The following is a 16,989-nucleotide window of genomic DNA, read 5'->3' on the forward strand; positions in this document are numbered from 1 at the left end:
CCGGCCAGCGCCCGGGCACGGATCTCGTGCAGCTCGGCGACACGCCCGCGGGCGTCCGCCGGCTCACCCGTCGACTCACTCGGCGCCTCATCCAAAACGGTCATGTAGTGACCTTACGAAGCCGACAGGGGAATGCGAGCCGTCGACTCCTCACAGTCTCCGGCCCGTTTTCCTGGTACCCCTGAACAGAACCTGGACGGCATGCAGGCGTTCCGACTGCTCAGAGGGCATCCGGCTTGTGGAGGTCTCACAAAGCCGTCAGTGGAGAGACACCTCACACCGGTGCGTCGCACATGACACTCCTGGGGCAATCCGGAGGATCAGGCGGCGGCCGGTGGACAGGACTTCCACGGTGTCGTCGGCCCGCACCACCCCGCGGACCGGACGATCCCAGATGATCTCGAACGGTTCACCCGTTCGGGGTGGTTCGCTCACGCAGAGGGTAGCGGTCCGGCCGTGCCGACGCAGCAGCACGCTCGCGGCCGCCGAGACGGTCAGCGGGCCCGCCGTGCCGCTCTGCCAGAAGTTGGCGGCCGTCAGGCCCAGGGAAGGGACCTGGACCGCCTGACGGGCGTCGTCGTTGGCGAGGACCGACAGCCAGTGGCGGTCGGCGGCACGGGCCGCGACCGCTCGGCGGGAGGCGCCGGGCATGAGGACATAGACGTAGGCCGCCTCCTGGGGGTCGGTGCCGTGGTCGAGCCAGAGGGTCTGCCAGCGGCGGGTGGCCCGTTCCGTCGTGCTGGTGGTGTTGATGTCCGACCAGGCGCCGGTGCGGTCCTCGCGCAGGGTGTGCAGGCCGCCGCCGGGGACCAACCAGCCGCCGTGGTCCTCCAGATGGGCCCAGCCGTGGCCGCGTACGAACTCCTGGGTGCCGCCCTCGCCCAGATTGCGGTTGTCGACGATCGTCTCGACCGGGACGCCGTCGGTGCAGGTGATGCCCGCGCCGAGGCAGATCACCGCGTCCGCGGCGCAGAACCAGGACTTGCGGGCCCGCAGCGTCGAGCCGAGGCCCCGCAGATCCTGGCCGACGGCCGCGTAGGTGCCGTCCGTCGTGCCGCCGACCCAGCGGACGTCCGGCTTGGGCGCGCCCCACTCGCCGCCCGCCTTGTCCGGCAACCGCAGGGTGGAGACGGTGGTGCCGGGCAGGCGGTACCAGTCGACGGTGGGCCAGAACCAGTCGGTGTACTGGTCGGACCGGCCGGCGGGCCACCAGGAGAGCATCCCTGCGCCGGTGTGCCAGCCGCGCGGGTTCTCGCCGTTGCCGCACTCGTAGTACGTGATGCGGTCGCTGCACATCGCGATGCTCGCCGTGAAGCCGGTTCCGCGGTGCACGGCGCGGTCCATCGCCGGGAAGAGCCGGTGACCGAGGGGCTCGGGAGCGGCCGGGACCGGGGCGTCGGCGACCGCGTGCAGCCGGGCCAGGTCGGCGACGCCGAACTGCGGGGCCGTCAGGATCGGCGTCACCGTGTCCCGCTCGATCCAGCCCTTGACGTACGACTGCCAGCGCTCGCGTTCTGCGTCGCTCGCCCCGCCGGCCAGGAGCGCGATCGCGGCGATGATGCCCTGCCCGTGGAAGTGGTCGCTGCGCATGACGTGCAGGTCGTCGCTCTTGAGGTAACCCCGGCTTATGGCACGGCCGTTGACGCAGTCCATCACCAGGCCGTCGTGGATCAGCGGCGCGTAGGCGTGCTCGACGCTGTCCAGGACGATCTGCCGGTTCGGGTCGGTCACCTCCCAGTCGGAGCCGGCGAGGAGCGTGAAGAGGCGCCCGAGGCCGTCGAGCATGACCTGTCCGTACGTCCCCGAGTACGCGACCCAGGTGTGCTGCACGAACGAACCGTCCGCGTACAGCCCGTCGCCCTGGGTGACGTAGGGGAAGACCGGTGAGAGCGCGTCCCGGGCGAGCGCGATCTTCGCGTCCGCGCGGCCCAGGATGCCGCGCAGGGCGACCGAGCGGCACAGGTCGACGCGGTTGGCGCCGGTGGAGGTGCCGGAGTAGTCGGTGAGCATGGAGTCGGGGATGAAGTGGTCGACGGCGGCGCAGGCCGCGGCGGTCTGCTCGTCGCCGAGGTGGTCCCGGAGCGCGGCCACGATGTCCATCAGCAGGCGGGGGCTGCCGATCTGCCACTCCCACCAGTTGCCGTAGCGGGTGGTGGAGGGGTTGTAGACGGTGGCGGAGAGGTGGTCGAGGCCGCGCAGGACGTCCGCGAGGAGGGCCGGGTCGCCGGTGGAGCCGGTGCCCTGCTGGAGATAGGCCTGGGTCATCGTCCACAGGCGGCTGTAGCTCTGGGTGATGCCGGTGGGCGGGTCGTAGGGGTAGCCGGGCCACAGCGAGGTGGGGGTGGGGGCCATGGTCGCCTGCACCGCGCGGGCGAGTTCGCCGGTCTGGGCCAGGCGGGAGGCGTACGGCTCGGCCGTGGGGTCGTAGCCGGTGCCGAGGGCGAGGTCGAGCCAGCGGAGGCGGAGGGTCTCGTAGGGGTCGGTCCCGGCGGCGCGAGCGGCGGGAGCGGCCGCGGCGAGGAGAGCGGCGGCGAGGAGGACGGCCCTGCGCGTGGGTCTCATGGAGCCTCTGCGGTGTGGGTTCATGCCCTGTGCATCTACCACCACAGGAGCCTCCCGCCAACACACCGCGGATGATGTTGAAGGTTAAAGGGAATAGGTCTACGGTCGCTCCCGTTAGGTAGTACAACATTCAACTTCAACCCGAAGGAGTGCGTCATGGCGACCCCCGAGCTGGCTGCGCTGACCGGCGACTACACGATCGACACCGCTCACTCGACGATCGGTTTCACGGTCCGGCACGCCATGGTCACCAACGTCAAGGGCACGTTCGACGACTTCACCGGCTCGCTGCACCTGGACGGCAGCGACCCGTCCGCGTCCACCGCCACCATCGACGTCAAGATGGACAGCATCGACACGGGTTCCGCCGACCGCGACGGCCATCTCAAGAGCGCGGACTTCTTCAAGACCGACGAGTTCCCGACCATGACCTTCCGTTCCACCAAGGCGGAGTCCCTCGGCGGCGAGGACTACCGCATCACCGGTGACCTGGAGATCCTCGGCACGACCAAGCCGATCACCATCGACCTCGAGTTCAACGGCGCCGCGAAGGACCCCTTCGGCAACGAGCGCGTCGGCTTCGAGGGCAAGGCGGAGATCCTGCGCTCGGAGTGGGGCCTGACCTGGAACGCCGCACTGGAGACGGGCGGCGTGCTGGTCTCCGACAAGATCAAGCTGAACTTCGACATCTCGGCGATCAGGAACGCCTGATCCAGCCCGCCCGGGCGTTCGATGTTAGATCCGGCCCGCCCGCGATTTCACAGCACACGCACCCGCACACGCACTTGAGAGCGCCCGCTCCCCCGCATCAGGGGGGCGGGCGTTCGGTCGTGCATGCGTCGTGTTCCCCCTCCCGGTAGCTCCCCCGGCAGTGGACGCCCTCAGGCGTCCCGCAGTCTGAACGCCACTCCCCCGGCCAGCAGCAGGCCCGCGGCGTAGGCCGCCAGTACGCCGAGGCCGGGCCAGGGGGCGATCGGTAGGTGGTTCAGGTTGCGGGTGGCCTGGATGGAGAGGGCGGCCGGCATGGGAGTCCAGCGGTGCAGGCGGTGGCGCCAGAGCGGGGAGCCGAGGAGGTCGGCGAGCAGGGGCACCACGTAGAGGAGGCCCAGGCCGAGCGTGATGCCGGCCGCGGTGTCCCGCAGGAGGGTGGCGAGGGCCAGGCCCAGCAGGGCCACCAGCGTGAGGACGAGGACCGAGCCGATGGTCGCGCGCAACGTGGGTCCCCGTACCGGGAGGACGAGGCGGGCCGTCCACAGCGCGGCGGTGATCGCCACCGTTCCGGTCGCCGCGGTGAGCAGCGCGAGCGCCGCCGCCTTCGCGGCCAGCAGGCGCCAGCGCAGCGGCATCGCCGAGAGCGTCGTACGGACCGTGCCCGTGCCGTACTCCGAGCCCATCGACAGCACGCCCAGGACCAGACAGGTCGCCTGGCCCAGCCACACCCCCGTCAGGCTGAGTTTCACCGTGTCCTCGTGGCAGGCGTCGGGGGACGGGCAGACCCCGCTGGTGAGGGAGGAGGCCGCCGCGGCGCCCACGGCCACGGTCAGCAGCACGGTCGAGGCGAGCAGCCACCAAGTGCTCGGCAGGGTACGGAGCTTGGTCCACTCCGCGTGCAGCCACCTCATGCGTCCCTCCGGCGCAGTCGCCAGGCCGCGAGCAGCAGGGCGGCCACGGCGTAGGCGGCGAGGACGGCGAAGCCGTGCCACGGGGACAGCGGGTAACAGCCGCTCTCCGGCAAGCAGTTGTGGTCCACCTGCGGATAGCGCGTGACGCCCTGCTGGATCGCGAACGCCGCCGCCGGGGTGACCCGCAGCAGCCACTGGGCGGCGGGCAGCGGGAAGGCGAAGGAGAGGATCTGCGGCAGGATCACCAGCGCCACCACCACCGCGATGGTGCCCGCGCTGTTGCGCAGTACGGCCGCGACGCCGAGGGCGAGGACCGCCACCAGGGAGAGCAGGGCCGCGCTGCCCACCACCGCGCGCAGCGCCGGGTTCTGAAGCAGGGAGAGGTCGGGGAACTCCGGTGGGGTGAAGCCGTTGTGGCGCAGGACGCTTTGGGCGAGGCTGAAGCCGACGGCGGTGGCGAGGAGGCCGGCCGCGAAGGTCACGGCGGCGATCACGGTCGTCTTGGCGGCGAGCACCTTCAGCCGGGCCGGTGTCGCCGTGAACGTCGTACGGATCAGGCCCCGTTTGTATTCGCCGGTCACGAAGAGCGTGCCGAGCGCGACCATGAACAGGATGCCGACGAAGACTCCCTGGAAGCTCATCTGGACCATGTCGGGGCCGTCCTCGGCCGGTGCGATGTCGCCGCGGCCGGTGAGGGTGTAGGTGCCGGAGGGCGAGACGTTCGTGCGGCCGGGTTGCGCGTCCTGGGGTGTGGGGCCGTTGGGTACGGGGCCTCCGACGTCGGTGCTCTTCCATGCGGTGGCGGTGGAGGTGCCCTTCAGGGCGAGATGGTCGTAGGTGCCGGTCACCAGGCCGCCGCCGTAGGTCTCGCTGGTGCCGCCGAAGGCGCGGTGGACGTTGTTGTGGGCGGGGGTGCCGGCGAGGAGACCGACCTGCACGGTGCGCGGCAGGCCCGGCAGTCGTACGTCCTTGATCTTCGACCAGGTGCGGCCGTCGGCGGACTCGTAGCCGGTGAGGTGCTCTCCGCGCCGGGTCAGGCGCAGCCAGTGCGGGGCGGTCGCGACGTCGGACGCCGAGCCCGCCGTGTCGTGGGTGAAGTTCCACTGCATACGGATGCCGTGGGCCGGGGTGGCCATGACCGCCGCGTAGGCGGAGCCCTCCTGGAGGTTCTGCTTGACGATGATGCCGGCCTTGGCCCAGGGTTCGATGCTCCTGCTGTCGGCGCTCTTCAGTCCCGTGACGCGGACGGTGATGCTGCCGTCGCCGGTCAGCGGGCGGTGGGCGAAGCGGAAGAGGTCGACGACGCGTTCGCCGCCGGGGCCGAAGGTCTGGGGGCCGCCGCCGCTGGTGCTGGAGCCGCTCGCGCCGAGCCGGCAGATGAGGACGACCGCGACGACGGCGACGCCCAGGACGACCGGCCAGGCGCGGACGGTGCGGAACTTGGTCCACTCGGCGTGCAGGAGGCGGCCGAATCCGGCCCGCGCCGGATGCAGGCGGGAGCGGTACGGGGTGAGGGTCGGCGTCGTCATGAGGCCACCTCGTCCGTGCCCGCGGAGGCCGTGAACTCGACGGCGTCCCGGGTGAGTTCCATGTACGCCTCCTCCAGCGTCGCCCGGTGCGCGCCCACTTCGGTGAAGGGCACGTCGTCGGCGTTGAGCAGCTCCACGATCCGGCCCGCCCGCAACCCGGTGACGGTGAGGGTGTCGCGACCGGTGACGGCGACCGTGGCGCCCTGTGCGGTGAGCAGTTCCATGGCGCGCGCACGGGCGTCGGTGCGCAGCCGTACGCGGTCGCCGGAGGCGGCGGCCAGGAGGTCGGAGACGGCCGTGTCGGCGATCAGGCGGCCCCGCCCGATGACCACCAAGTGGTCGGCGGTGTCCTCCAGTTCGCTCATCAGATGGCTGGAGACGAGGACGGCACGGCCCTCGGCGGCGAGGGTGCGCAGCAGGGTGCGCATCCACTGGATGCCTTCGGGGTCGAGGCCGTTGACGGGTTCGTCCAGGAGCAGGACCGGGGGGTCGCCGAGGAGCGCGGCGGCCAGGCCGAGGCGCTGGCGCATGCCGAGGGAGTAGCCGCCGGCCCTGCGGCGGGCGGCCGTCTCCATGCCGACCTGTTCCAGGACCTCGTCGACCCGGCCGGCGGGCAGCCCGTGGGAGTGGGCGAGCCAGCGCAGGTGGTCCCGGCCGCGCCGGGCCGGGTGCAGGGCGGCGGCGTCCAGCAGGGCGCCTACCTCCAGGAGAGGGGTGCGCAGGGCGTGGTAGGGGCGGCCGCCGATGAGGGCGGCGCCCTCGTCGGGGGCGTCCAGGCCCAGCAGGGCCCGCATGGTGGTGGACTTGCCCGCGCCGTTCGGTCCGACGAAGCCGGTGACCGTGCCGGGCTCGACCCTGAAGGACAGGCCGTCGACCGCGAGGGTCCGGCCGTACCGCTTGCGCAGGTCCAGGACCTCGATCGTTGCGTCGCTCATGGGAAGGGAGGCTAGGGGCGGGGGCGTGCGGTGTCGTCACGCCCGGGAGGTCCCTCACGAGGGGGACGCCGGGCGGGGGTGGGCTGGGCACAATGGCCGGGTGGGCGAGGAGAGACGGGGTCCGGCCGCTTCGGCGCCGCCGGGTTTCGCGGCTGCGGCGGGGACGTGGGCGCGGGCGGTGCTGAGCGGTGCCCGTACGCCGCTGGGTGCCGCCGCGGGTCTCGCCGTGCTGTCCGTGGCCGAAGGGCTGGTCCGCAGCGGCAGTCCGCACAGCAGTCTCGCCGTGGTGCTGGTGCTCGCCCTCGCCACGACGCTGCCCCTCGCCTTCGTCCTCGGCGGCGGGCGGGGCGGCCGGGCCGGGGCGGCGATCGCCGTGAGCGCCGCCTGCGTGCTGGCCCTGGTGCCGTTCCAGGCGCTCACCGCTGGGGCCGCCGTCGCCCAGCTGATCTGCGTGTACGTGCCGGCGCGGGCGGGACGGCCGCTGCTGGGCGGGATCTTCGTCGTGCCGTACGTGCTGGTCGCGCTGTTCGCCGACCAGGACAGTGCGCGGGTCGTCGCCGTCCTGCTCACCACGCTCGCGTCGGCCGCTGCGGCGACCGGCATCACCCGGCATGTGCGCAGCACCGTCCTGGCGCACAGTGCGACCGAGCGGGCGTTCGCGGACAGCCGGCTGGAACATGCGGCCCGGGGTGAACGGGCGCGTATCGCACGGGAGTTGCACGATGTCGTGGCGCACCACATCTCGATGATCGCGGTGCAGGCGGAGAACGCGCGGCTGACCACGCCCGGTCTGCCGCCCGAGGGTGCGAGCCGGTTCCTGGCGATCGGGGACACGGCCCGTACCGCCCTGACGGAGATGCGCCGGCTGCTGGGGGTGCTGCGGGAGGACGCCGCCGAGGAGGACTCCGGTGTGCGGCGCAGGCCGCAGCCGGGGCTCGGTCAGCTGATGGAGCTTCTCGACGCGTCGCGGGAGGCGGCCGGGTCGACGACCCGGCTGATCGTCAGCGGACCGGTCACCGCGCTCGACCCCGGTGTCGAGGTCACCGCGTACCGGATCGTCCAGGAGGCGCTGACCAATGCGCGGCGGCATGCGCCGGGCGCGGCCGTGGACGTCGAACTGCGGTACGGCCCGGACGAGTTGGTGGTACGCATCCGCGACAACGGGCCCGGTGCCGTGGCGGCCGGTACCCCCGGGCACGGTCTGCTCGGCATGCGCGAACGGGCGGCGACGGTCGGCGGCACCCTGCGCACGGGTTCGGCGCACGGCGGCGGCTTCGTGATCGAAGCCCGGCTGCCCGTCCGTGCGGAGGTCCTCGCATGAGCATCCGCATCGTCGTCGCCGACGACCATGAGGTGGTCCGCGCCGGATACGCCGGACTCCTCGCCACCCAGGGCGACTTCACGGTGGTCGGCACCGCGCGGGACGGGGCCGAGGCGGTGCGGGTGTGCCGGGAGCGGACGCCGGACGTGGTCCTCATGGATGTGCGCATGCCGGTGATGGACGGCATCGAGGCGACCGCGAAGCTGCACAGCGGCCCTGACGCGCCGCGCGTGCTGGTGCTCACCACCTTCGACCTCGACGAGCACGTGTACGACGCGCTGACGGCCGGGGCCAGCGGGTTCCTGCTGAAGGACGTGACCGCGGAGCGGCTCTTCGACGCGGTACGGGTGGTCGCCGCCGGCGAGGCGCTGCTCGCCCCGGGGATCACCCGGCGGCTGATCGCCGAGTTCGCCCGGATGCGGCCGAGGACCCCGGCGGGCGGCACACTCGCGGCCCTGACCCCGCGCGAGACCGACGTACTGCGCCTGCTTGCCGAGGGCTTGTCCAACCCGGAACTCGCCGAACGCCTCCGCGTCGGCGAGGAGACCGTGAAGACCCATGTCAGCCGCATCCTGTCGAAGCTGGGCCTGCGCGACCGCACCCAGGCGGTCGTGATGGCGTACGAGACGGGCCTGGTCGTCCCGCGAACGGGCTGAACCGGCGCGCCCGTCGTGGGCGGCGGCGTTCCCGGACGAGGGCGCCGCCGTCATGCGGCCGTACGCCTCCGCGGCACCGGCAGCAGCCACCATGCGGACGCCACCGACAGGACGGCGCCGACCGCGATGCCCTCCAGGCGGGTGGGGAGGAGGTGCTGGGCGTCCTGGCCGAAGTAGCCGAGGAGGAGGGAGAGGGCACAGGTCATTCCGGCGGCCCAGTAGGCGTAGTTGAGGGGGCGCAGCCACAGGGCCACGGCGAGGACGGCGAACATCAGCGCCACCGCGGCATGTCCCGTGACCCCGGCCGCCGCGACACCCGTCGCCAGCAGCGTTCCGACGACGGCGCCGGCGAGGCGCTCGACTCCCTTGCGCAGTACGTCGGTCCGGCCCCGGTTGCCGCTCGCGGCGACGTACGCGGTCAGCACCACCCAGGGCCAGTGGTCGTCGAAGAACAGATGGCCGAGGGCGAAGGCGGCCGCGACACCGGCCGCCATCTGCAGGGCCATCCGGGTGCTGGGGCGGGGGTGGAGCCGGGAGCGGCGGCGCGGCCCCTCGGGGGCGGGTTCGGCGCGCCAGGGCCCGAACCGGTCCCCCAGCCCCTGCACCAGCCAGATCGAGCAGCACGCCACCGCGCCGACCAGCGCCGACCAGAACCAGGTCGTCAGCCCGCTCTGCGCCTCGGCCGGCAGAGCGGGGCCGGGGGTGACGAGGAGGGCGATCAGCGGGAGGGTGATCAGCGTGCCGGCCTTGGTGGCGGCGGGACCGTAGCGGCGGATCCAGATGGCCAGCGAGAGGCCGGCCGTGAAGACGGCGGCACCGGCCGCGTAGTGCGAGGCGATCAGCCGGCCGACGAGGATCGAGGCACCGGCCGCCGCGGGCAGCAGTACGAGCGCGGTGAGCCTGCGCCGGGTGTCGGCGGTGCGCTGGCTCCTGGCGAGGGTGAGGGCCAGGGCGACCGCGAGGACGAGCACATCGGTGTGCAGTCCTGCGGCGCCCTCCAGCGCCAGGGCGGCGCCCCAGGTGAGCAGCACGGCGGTCATCGTCAGCGCCGCTTCGTACGCATTGCGTATTAGTTTCACGGTCACTCGATCGATACTACGGCCATTTCCTCGCCTAATAAGGCGCGTGAGGTCTTCTGATAGTAAGTATTCGCGTACGATCTCCTCATGGACCGCCTCCCCGAAGCCGCCCACCTCCGCCGCAGTGTCGTCCGTCTCAACCGCCGGATGCGGCAGGAACGCGGTGACGGGAGTCTGAGTGCCAACCAGCTGTATGTGCTCGGGCATCTGCACCGGCACGGACCGGCGACACCCGGCGCGGTCGCCGCGGCCGAGCGGCAGCGTCCGCAGTCGCTGACCCGGGTCTTCGCCGAACTGGAGGCGACGGGGCTGATCGTGCGCGAGCCGGGCACGGCGGACCGGCGCCGGTCCGTGCTGTCGCTGACCGGTCAGGGTCTGCGGGCGCTGGAGCGGGACATGGCTCAGCGGGACGCCTGGCTCGCCGGTGCGCTGGAGTCGCTGAGCCCCACCGAGCGCGGCGTGCTGGAGCTGGCGGCCGCGGTGATGGAGCGGCTGGCGGAGGCGGACTGAACCGCCCCGGCGCCCGGCTCATTCAGAAACCAGTGCCCGGGTCCCTCACCACCCGGCGCCCGCGTCCCTCACCACCCCGCGCCCGGCTCCTTCAGAACCCGCCGCCGAAGTCCCCGCCGCCCCCGGCGTCCCCTCCCCCGCCGTCGCCGAAGCCGCCGCCGAAGTCCCCGGCATCGAAGTCCGCGCCGGAGACGTCACCGCCGTCGTAGCCACCGCCGTCGTAGCCGCTGCCGAAGTCGCCGTATCCGGAGCCGTAGTCGGCCGAGTAGGCAGGGGTGGCCATCATGTTTCCGAGCAGGGTGCCGACCAGGAGTCCGGGCAGCAGGCCGCCGCCGAAGTAGCCGCCCGCCCAGGGGCCGTAGGCCGGACCCGCGTCCCAGTAAGGGCGGCGGCCGTCGGCGGTGTCGACCTCGCGGACCGCGGGGTCGCGGCCGTCCGCGAGACGGGTGGCGTCGGCCGCGCAGACCGGGACCTCGCGCGGGGTGCCGCCCGGCGGCGTCCAGGCGGCGTCGGTGACCGAGGGGCCGTGGCGCGGGTCGAAGAAGCAGGGCGGGCGGCGCTCGGGCAGCGGGCGGCGCTCCCGGCGCGCGGCCAGCTGGGCGAGGCTGAAGCGGCCGTCCTCCAGGGCCTGGGTGACCGCGCGCACGTCCTCGGGTCTGCGCGCCTGGCCCATCAGGGACTTCGCCTGCTCGTAGGCGTCCAGCGCGCGTTCGTAGTCGGCGCGCATCGCGTCGTCGGCGCCCGCCTCGGCGGGGTGGAAGTCGAGGCGGTCCAGCTCCTCGCCGAAGGCGGTGATGTCCTCGTCGACGACGACGCGGAGCCGCTCCAGGGCCGCGTGCTGCTCCTCCTCGTGCCGGCGCCGGTTGCGGCGCACCAGGGCGTACGCGCCCGCGCCGGCGGCCACCAGCACGGCGGCCGTGGTGATCAGCGCGGTGGAGGAGACGCCGTTGCCGCTGGAGGAGGAACCCCAGGTGGCGGGGGCCTTGCCGCCGAGGTTGGCGAGCGCGCGGCCAGTGAAGTCGGTGAGCTGGGTGTCGGCGTTCTTCTCGCCGCGCACGCTGGTGACCAGGTTCCGTACGGCCGTGCGCGGCAGGACCGCGGAGTCGGCCTTGGCGTCGAAGCGGTCCCCGAGGCGGATGGCATACAGGCCGGTGATGCCGGTGGCGGTGCGCAGGTTCGGGAAGAGGTTGTCGGTCGGGTAGCCGGCCGGGAGGACCACGACGAACAGCGGTTTGTCCGCGTGCTTGATCTGCTTGGCCAGGGCGTCCGCGTCGGCGGACGACAGCTGGGCGGAGGCAGCCGGGTCGACGTAGACGGGGCCCTTGCGCAGGGCCTCGGCGATCGCCGAGACGTCGGTGGCCGCGGAGGCGGGCGCGGGTGCTGTCGTCAGTACGGTCAGCGCCGCGAGCAGCAGGGCCAGGAGCAGCCCCGGGAGGCTTCGGGTCCGTACGCCGTGCTTCATGGTCCGAAGCTACCCGAAGCCGTCCAAAACCGGTCAGGGATGACGCCGACATCCCGCCGAGAGGAGCAGGGCGATTCTTGGTATGGACCTCCCCCCGACTCTCTGGTTCACTCTGCCTCGAGCGGTTCACTCATGACTTAGATCACACCGTGAGTTAACTCGTGAGTCAACCAGGTCCCGCAGGCCCGTCAAGACGTCTCGTCAGGAAGGGATGCACCCCCCATGAGAAGATCCCCCCACGCGCTCCGGCTGCTGCTGGCCGGTGTGCTCTCGGCGGCCGGTTTCACCGCGGCCGTTCCCCCCGCACATGCCGCCGGTGAGCAGGTCACGGCCTATCTGACCACCACCGACGACTCCGGCGGACGCCATGTCACGCGCGGGCTCCAGGCGCAGGCGCCGTTCTCCTTCCAGTCCGGGACCGGTGGCGCGGGCGAGAACATCACCGTCGACGAGGGCACCCGGTACCAGACCTTCACCGGCGGCGGCGCCTCCTTCACGGACACCGCGGCCTGGCTGATGAACTCCAGCGGCGCGCTCTCGCAGTCCACGCGCGACGCGACCATGAGGAAGCTGTTCTCGCCGACGGACGGCATCGGGCTGTCGTTCCTGCGCAACCCGATGGGGGCCTCGGACCTGGCGCGGTTCGGCTACACCTACGACGACGTGCCCGCCGGGCAGACCGACCCGAACCTCAACAGCTTCTCCATCGCGCACGACCTCGCGGACGTCGCCCCGCTGACCAAGCAGGCGCTCCAGCTCAACCCCTCTCTGACTGTCATGGCCTCGCCATGGACGGCTCCGGCCTGGATGAAGGACAGCGGCTCGCTCAACGGCGGCTGGCTCAAGGCGGAGGACTACGGGGCGTACGCCAACTACTTCGTGAAGTACCTCCAGGCGTACAAGGACCAGGGCATCGACGTCTCCTACGTCACCCCGCAGAACGAGCCGACCTGCTGCAGCGGCTATCCCTCGATGAGCTGGAACGCGAGCGGCCTGGCGTACTTCATGAAGAACGAGCTGCTGCCGAAGCTGCAGTCCGCGGGCCTGTCGACCAAGGTCCTGGCGCACGACTGGAACTGGGACGTCTACGACTCCTACGCGGCCCAGAGCGTCGACGACCCCGCGATCCGCAACCACCCCAACTTCGGCGGCATCGCCTGGCACGGCTACAGCGACATCAGCGGCGTCGGCAAGCAGACCACGGTCCACAACCAGTACCCGGACCTGGACGCGTTCGGCACCGAGCACTCCGGCGGCACCTGGATCGCCAACCAGCAGCGCGAGGACATGAACAACATCATCGACTACACCCGCAACTGGGCGAAGTCGGTGACCAAGTGGTCCCTCGCGGTGGACCAGAACATGGGCCCGCACAACGGCGGTTGCGGCACCTGCACCGGGCTGATCACCGTGCACAACGGCGACGGGACGAGCGGGACCGTCGACTACACCGTCGAGTACTACACGATGGGCCACCTCACGAAGTTCGTACGGCCCGGCGCGCAGCGGATCGCCTCGACGGCGTCCACGGCGGTGCCGAACGTGGCATGGCGCAACCCCGACGGCTCCAAGGCGCTGATCGCCTACAACGACGCATCGAGCGCGAAGACGGTCACCATCAACTGGGGCTCGCAGCACGCCACTTACTCGCTGCCGGGCAAGACGTCGGCGACCTTCACCTGGAACGGCACCCAGTCCGGCACCGGCGCGCAGTCCGGTTCCTTCGTGGGCCTCGCGAACAAGTGCCTGGACGTGGCGGGCGCTTCGAGCGCCAACGGCACGGCGGTGCAGCTCTACGACTGCAACGGCTCCTCCGCCCAGCAGTGGACCGTGCAGAGCGACGGGTCGATCCGGTCGCTGGGCAAGTGCCTGGACGTCACGTCCGCCTCGGTGGCCGACGGCGCGAAGGTCCAGCTCTACGACTGCAACGGCACCGGTGCCCAGCAGTGGTCGTACAACGCGTCGACCGGTGACGTCGTGAACGTGGCCGCGAACAAGTGCCTGGACGTCACCGACAACTCCTCGGCCAACGGCGCCCGCGCACAGATCTGGAGCTGCACGGGCGCCGCCAACCAGAAGTGGCACTTGCAGTAGGGCACCCACCGGGGTGGGCGCCCGCGCGCGGCGACCACTGCTACTGCGCGGGCTCCACCCCGGCCCGCAGCAGGCCGTAGGTGTACGCGTCCTCGAGGGCCTGCCACGAGGCGGCGATGACGTTCTCGGCGACGCCCACCGTGGACCACTCGCCTGCGCCGTCCGAGGTGGAGATCAGGACGCGGGTGGTGGACTGGGTGCCGTGGACGCCTTCCAGGATGCGGACCTTGTAGTCCACCAACTCCAGCTTGGCGAGCTGCGGGTAGATCTTCTCCAGCGCGACGCGGAGGGTGCGGTCCAGGGCGTTGACCGGGCCGTTGCCCTCCGCGGTGGCGACGATGCGCTCGCCCTTGGCGTAGAGCTTGACGGTGGCCTCGTTGGCGTGGATGCCGTCGGGGCGGTCCTCGACGATGGCCCGCCAGGACTCGACCTCGAAGTAGCGCAGGGGGCCGCCCTGCACCTCGGCGCGGAGCAGGAGTTCGAAGCTCGCGTCCGCCGCCTCGTAGGTGTAGCCCCTGAGTTCGCGCTCCTTGACCCGCTCGACGACGCGGCCGACCAGCTCGCGGTCGCCGCCCAGGTCGACACCGAGCTCCTTGCCCTTGAGCTCGACGGAGGCGCGGCCCGCCATGTCGGAGACCAGCATCCGCATGGTGTTGCCGACCCGCTCCGGGTCGATGTGCTGGTACAGGTCCGGATCGACCTTGATGGCCGAGGCGTGCAGGCCGGCCTTGTGCGCGAAGGCCGAGACGCCGACGTAGGGCTGGTGCGTGGAGGGCGTGAGGTTCACGACCTCGGCGATGGCGTGCGAGATCCGGGTCATCTCGCGCAGCGCGCCCTCGGGCAGGACCTGCTTGCCGTACTTGAGCTCCAGGGCCGCGACGACCGGGAAGAGGTTGGCGTTGCCGACGCGCTCGCCGTAGCCGTTCGCCGTGCACTGCACGTGCGTGGCGCCCGCGTCGACGGCGGCGAGGGTGTTGGCGACCGCGCAGCCGGTGTCGTCCTGGGCGTGGATGCCGAGCCGGGCTCCGGTGTCGGCCAGCACGGTCGAGACGACCGCCTGGATCTGCGCCGGCAACATGCCGCCGTTGGTGTCGCAGAGGATCACAACGGAGGCGCCGGCCTCCGCGGCGGCCCGTACGACGGCCTTGGCGTACTCGGGGTTCGCGCGGTAGCCGTCGAAGAAGTGCTCGCAGTCGACGAACACCCGGCGGCCCTGCTCGCACAGGTAGGAGACGGTGTCCCGGACCATCTCCAGGTTCTCGTCGAGCGTGGTGCGCAGGGCGAGTTCGACATGCCGGTCGTGCGACTTGGCGACCAGGGTGATCACGTCGGCGCCCGCGTCCAGGAGCGCCTTGACCTGCGGGTCCTGCGAGGCCTTGCCGCCTGCCCTGCGGGTCGCGCCGAACGCGACGAGCTGGGCGTGCTTGAAGTCGATCTCCTGCCGGGCGCGGGCGAAGAACTCCGTGTCCCGCGGGTTGGCGCCGGGCCAGCCGCCCTCGATGAAGCCCACGCCGAACTCGTCCAGGTGCCGTGCGATGGCCAGCTTGTCCGCGACGGTGAGGTTGATGCCCTCGCGCTGCGCGCCGTCGCGCAGCGTGGTGTCGAAGACGTGGAACGAATCGTCGAGCTCGCTGGTTGCGGTCATGGTGTCAAGGCTCCTGCTGTTGGATCCCGTCGGATCACGGTCGTTACCGGAATGACCGGCTCCACCGTCCCCCAATGATCCCTCGCGCTGTGTTCCCGGCTGTAGGTGGGCCAGAAATGCGAAAAACCCCTCGCGGGTGCGAGAGGTCTGCGCGCGGGTCGAGGACGACGGTGTCCGCCCGTACCTGGTCGTACGTGGCGGTCACTGCGGACCGGCGCGCCTGCTGCCAATAATCATGGCGAACGAGAGCACGAAGGCAGTCTGGCACAAGTGGCCGTCGCGCTCACCGTCCGTCTCAGGATGCGAGCACTGCGCTGATCACGGGACGACTGATCACCGTGTGGTAGAGAAGCGCTCATGGCTACCGACATACCTGATCTCACCGAGTTGTGGCAGCGCTTCGACGGCTGGCTGGCCGAACACGCTCCTGGAGACCACGAGTCCTTGCGGCCGGGCTGCCCGGACGGCGAGATCAGGCGTCTGGAGGACGGCCTCGGCTTCTCGCTCCATGAGGACGTGCGGACAACCCTCGCACTGCACAACGGCGTCACCATGCGAGGGGCCAGTACGGAGCCGGGAGCGTTTCTCCTCGGCTACAGCCTCCTGGACGTCGACGGAATCCTGGAAGCTCATCGAGATCTCGTCGCGATGGTGGAGGACGCCCGCGAGGCGGGCGAGGAGGACCTGGTCGTCGGCCGCATCGCCGACAGACAGTGGGTGCCCTTCTCGGTGGAGAAAGGGGCTCCCTTGACCCCCGTTCCGCGCGTTCCCGCTCTGTACGAGGGGCGGATGCTGGAGTGGCACATCCGCCCGCACGACAGCTCTCGTCGAGCTTGATCGCCGTTACTGGACCGTCCCTGCGGTCTCGCCGTTCCCCCTGCGGACCCGGGTCAGCTGTCCGCGAGGAGCGACTGGTCCAGGAACTCCCTTACGTGGCCGAGAACTTGCGCTCGGTCCGTGCCGCGCAGCCCGATGGCGACATGGATGGAGAGACCGTCCAACAGCGCGCGCAGCCGGGACGCGAAGCGGTCGGGGTCGACCCGCCGGAACTCCCCCCTCGACATCCCCTCCGCGATCAGCGCCACCAGGTCGCGGTGCCAGGCGCCCTCGATCGCGGCCTGCCGGTCGCGGGCGTCGGAGTCGACGGCGGCGCTCTGCGAGCGGTTCCAGACCTCCAGCCAGAGGATCCAGTGCGGGTCACGGTGGCCGTCGGGGACGTACAGGTCGACGTAGGCGTCCAGCCGCTCGCGGGCCGTGCCCGTGCGTCCGAGCAGGCGGCCGCGCTCGGCGCCGAGGCGGCCCTCGCTCCACTCCAGGGTCTGCAGCAGCAGTTCGTCCTTGGAGCGGAAGTAGTAGAGCAGATGCCCGCTGCTCATCCCGACCTCGCGGCCGAGCGCCGCCATGGTGAGCTTCTCCAGACCGCGCTCGGCGATCATGTCCATGGCGGCGGCGAGGACGTCCTCGCGCGGCGGGGCGTTCCTGCGCACCCGTGCCGCACCGGCCATCCTCGGCTCCTTGAGAACATCGTTCAGATCTTCGGCTGCTGCTGCGTGATGCAGTGCACGCCGCCTCCA

General features: G+C 71.6%; 14 protein-coding genes. 6 read left to right on the top strand and 8 right to left on the bottom strand.

Features of this window, described 5'->3' with window-relative positions; genetic code table 11:
• Positions 1-258: 258 nt before the first annotated feature.
• Positions 259-2,562, bottom strand: a complete 2,304-nt coding sequence (locus JYK17_RS38525; RefSeq protein WP_222812224.1) for a polysaccharide lyase 8 family protein — start codon at positions 2,560-2,562, stop codon at positions 259-261.
• A gap of 156 nt (positions 2,563-2,718) precedes the next feature.
• Here JYK17_RS38525 and JYK17_RS38530 point away from each other — a divergent pair, with 156 nt between their 5' ends.
• A complete protein-coding gene (locus tag JYK17_RS38530) occupies positions 2,719-3,273 on the top strand; it encodes a YceI family protein (RefSeq protein ID WP_222812225.1) in 555 nt (184 codons plus the stop codon).
• Positions 3,274-3,443: 170 nt separating this feature from the next.
• Here JYK17_RS38530 and JYK17_RS38535 read toward each other — a convergent pair whose 3' ends face one another.
• Genes JYK17_RS38535 through JYK17_RS38545 form a run of 3 tightly spaced genes read right to left on the bottom strand, consistent with a single transcriptional unit; the run spans position 3,444 to position 6,648 of the window.
• On the bottom strand, positions 3,444-4,184 hold the full coding sequence (locus JYK17_RS38535; protein WP_222812226.1) for an ABC transporter permease: 741 nt from the start codon (positions 4,182-4,184) through the stop codon (positions 3,444-3,446).
• Positions 4,181-5,713, bottom strand: coding sequence for a DUF1349 domain-containing protein (locus tag JYK17_RS38540; RefSeq protein ID WP_108015467.1), 1,533 nt, complete (start codon positions 5,711-5,713; stop codon positions 4,181-4,183). Before JYK17_RS38540 ends, JYK17_RS38535 begins: the two co-directional genes overlap by 4 nt.
• Positions 5,710-6,648: an ABC transporter ATP-binding protein gene (locus JYK17_RS38545; RefSeq protein WP_108015468.1), complete on the bottom strand. Its 939-nt coding sequence runs from the start codon at positions 6,646-6,648 to the stop codon at positions 5,710-5,712. The genes JYK17_RS38540 and JYK17_RS38545 overlap by 4 nt, the downstream gene beginning before the upstream one ends.
• A 178-nt stretch (positions 6,649-6,826) precedes the next feature.
• On the opposite strand from JYK17_RS38545, the gene JYK17_RS38550 reads away from it, so the two are divergent.
• Complete coding sequence (locus tag JYK17_RS38550; protein WP_108015469.1) at positions 6,827-7,969, top strand: sensor histidine kinase; 1,143 nt, start codon at positions 6,827-6,829, stop codon at positions 7,967-7,969.
• Entirely contained in the window at positions 7,966-8,625 is a 660-nt protein-coding gene (locus JYK17_RS38555) for a response regulator (protein ID WP_108015470.1), read from the top strand. Before JYK17_RS38550 ends, JYK17_RS38555 begins: the two co-directional genes overlap by 4 nt.
• Before the next feature lie 50 nt (positions 8,626-8,675).
• Here the strand turns inward: JYK17_RS38555 and JYK17_RS41115 are convergent, their stop codons facing one another.
• Entirely contained in the window at positions 8,676-9,710 is a 1,035-nt protein-coding gene (locus JYK17_RS41115; protein WP_146191756.1) for an FUSC family protein, read from the bottom strand.
• Positions 9,711-9,791: 81 nt separating this feature from the next.
• Between JYK17_RS41115 and JYK17_RS38565 the strand changes: the two genes are divergently transcribed.
• Complete coding sequence (locus tag JYK17_RS38565; RefSeq protein ID WP_108015472.1) at positions 9,792-10,214, top strand: MarR family winged helix-turn-helix transcriptional regulator; 423 nt, start codon at positions 9,792-9,794, stop codon at positions 10,212-10,214.
• 91 nt (positions 10,215-10,305) lie between these two features.
• On the opposite strand, the gene JYK17_RS38570 is transcribed toward JYK17_RS38565, so the two are convergent.
• Complete coding sequence (locus tag JYK17_RS38570; protein WP_222812227.1) at positions 10,306-11,676, bottom strand: hypothetical protein; 1,371 nt, start codon at positions 11,674-11,676, stop codon at positions 10,306-10,308.
• A 222-nt stretch (positions 11,677-11,898) separates the two neighbouring features.
• Between JYK17_RS38570 and JYK17_RS38575 the strand changes: the two genes are divergently transcribed.
• Positions 11,899-13,770: a ricin-type beta-trefoil lectin domain protein gene (locus JYK17_RS38575; protein ID WP_222812228.1), complete on the top strand. Its 1,872-nt coding sequence runs from the start codon at positions 11,899-11,901 to the stop codon at positions 13,768-13,770.
• Between the two features lie 40 nt (positions 13,771-13,810).
• Here JYK17_RS38575 and cimA read toward each other — a convergent pair whose 3' ends face one another.
• A complete protein-coding gene (gene cimA / locus JYK17_RS38580; RefSeq protein ID WP_108015475.1) occupies positions 13,811-15,415 on the bottom strand; it encodes a citramalate synthase in 1,605 nt (534 codons plus the stop codon).
• A 357-nt stretch (positions 15,416-15,772) separates the two neighbouring features.
• On the opposite strand from cimA, the gene JYK17_RS38585 reads away from it, so the two are divergent.
• Complete coding sequence (locus JYK17_RS38585) at positions 15,773-16,252, top strand: SMI1/KNR4 family protein (protein WP_222812229.1); 480 nt, start codon at positions 15,773-15,775, stop codon at positions 16,250-16,252.
• 53 nt (positions 16,253-16,305) lie between these two features.
• Here the strand turns inward: JYK17_RS38585 and JYK17_RS38590 are convergent, their stop codons facing one another.
• Positions 16,306-16,920 (bottom strand): TetR/AcrR family transcriptional regulator, encoded by a 615-nt coding sequence (locus JYK17_RS38590; protein ID WP_128801850.1) that lies wholly within the window; start codon positions 16,918-16,920, stop codon positions 16,306-16,308.
• Between the last annotated feature and the right edge of the window lie 69 nt (positions 16,921-16,989).

It is taken from the genome of Streptomyces plumbidurans (assembly GCF_019857225.1).
Taxonomy (GTDB): Bacteria; Actinomycetota; Actinomycetes; order Streptomycetales; family Streptomycetaceae; genus Streptomyces; species Streptomyces plumbidurans.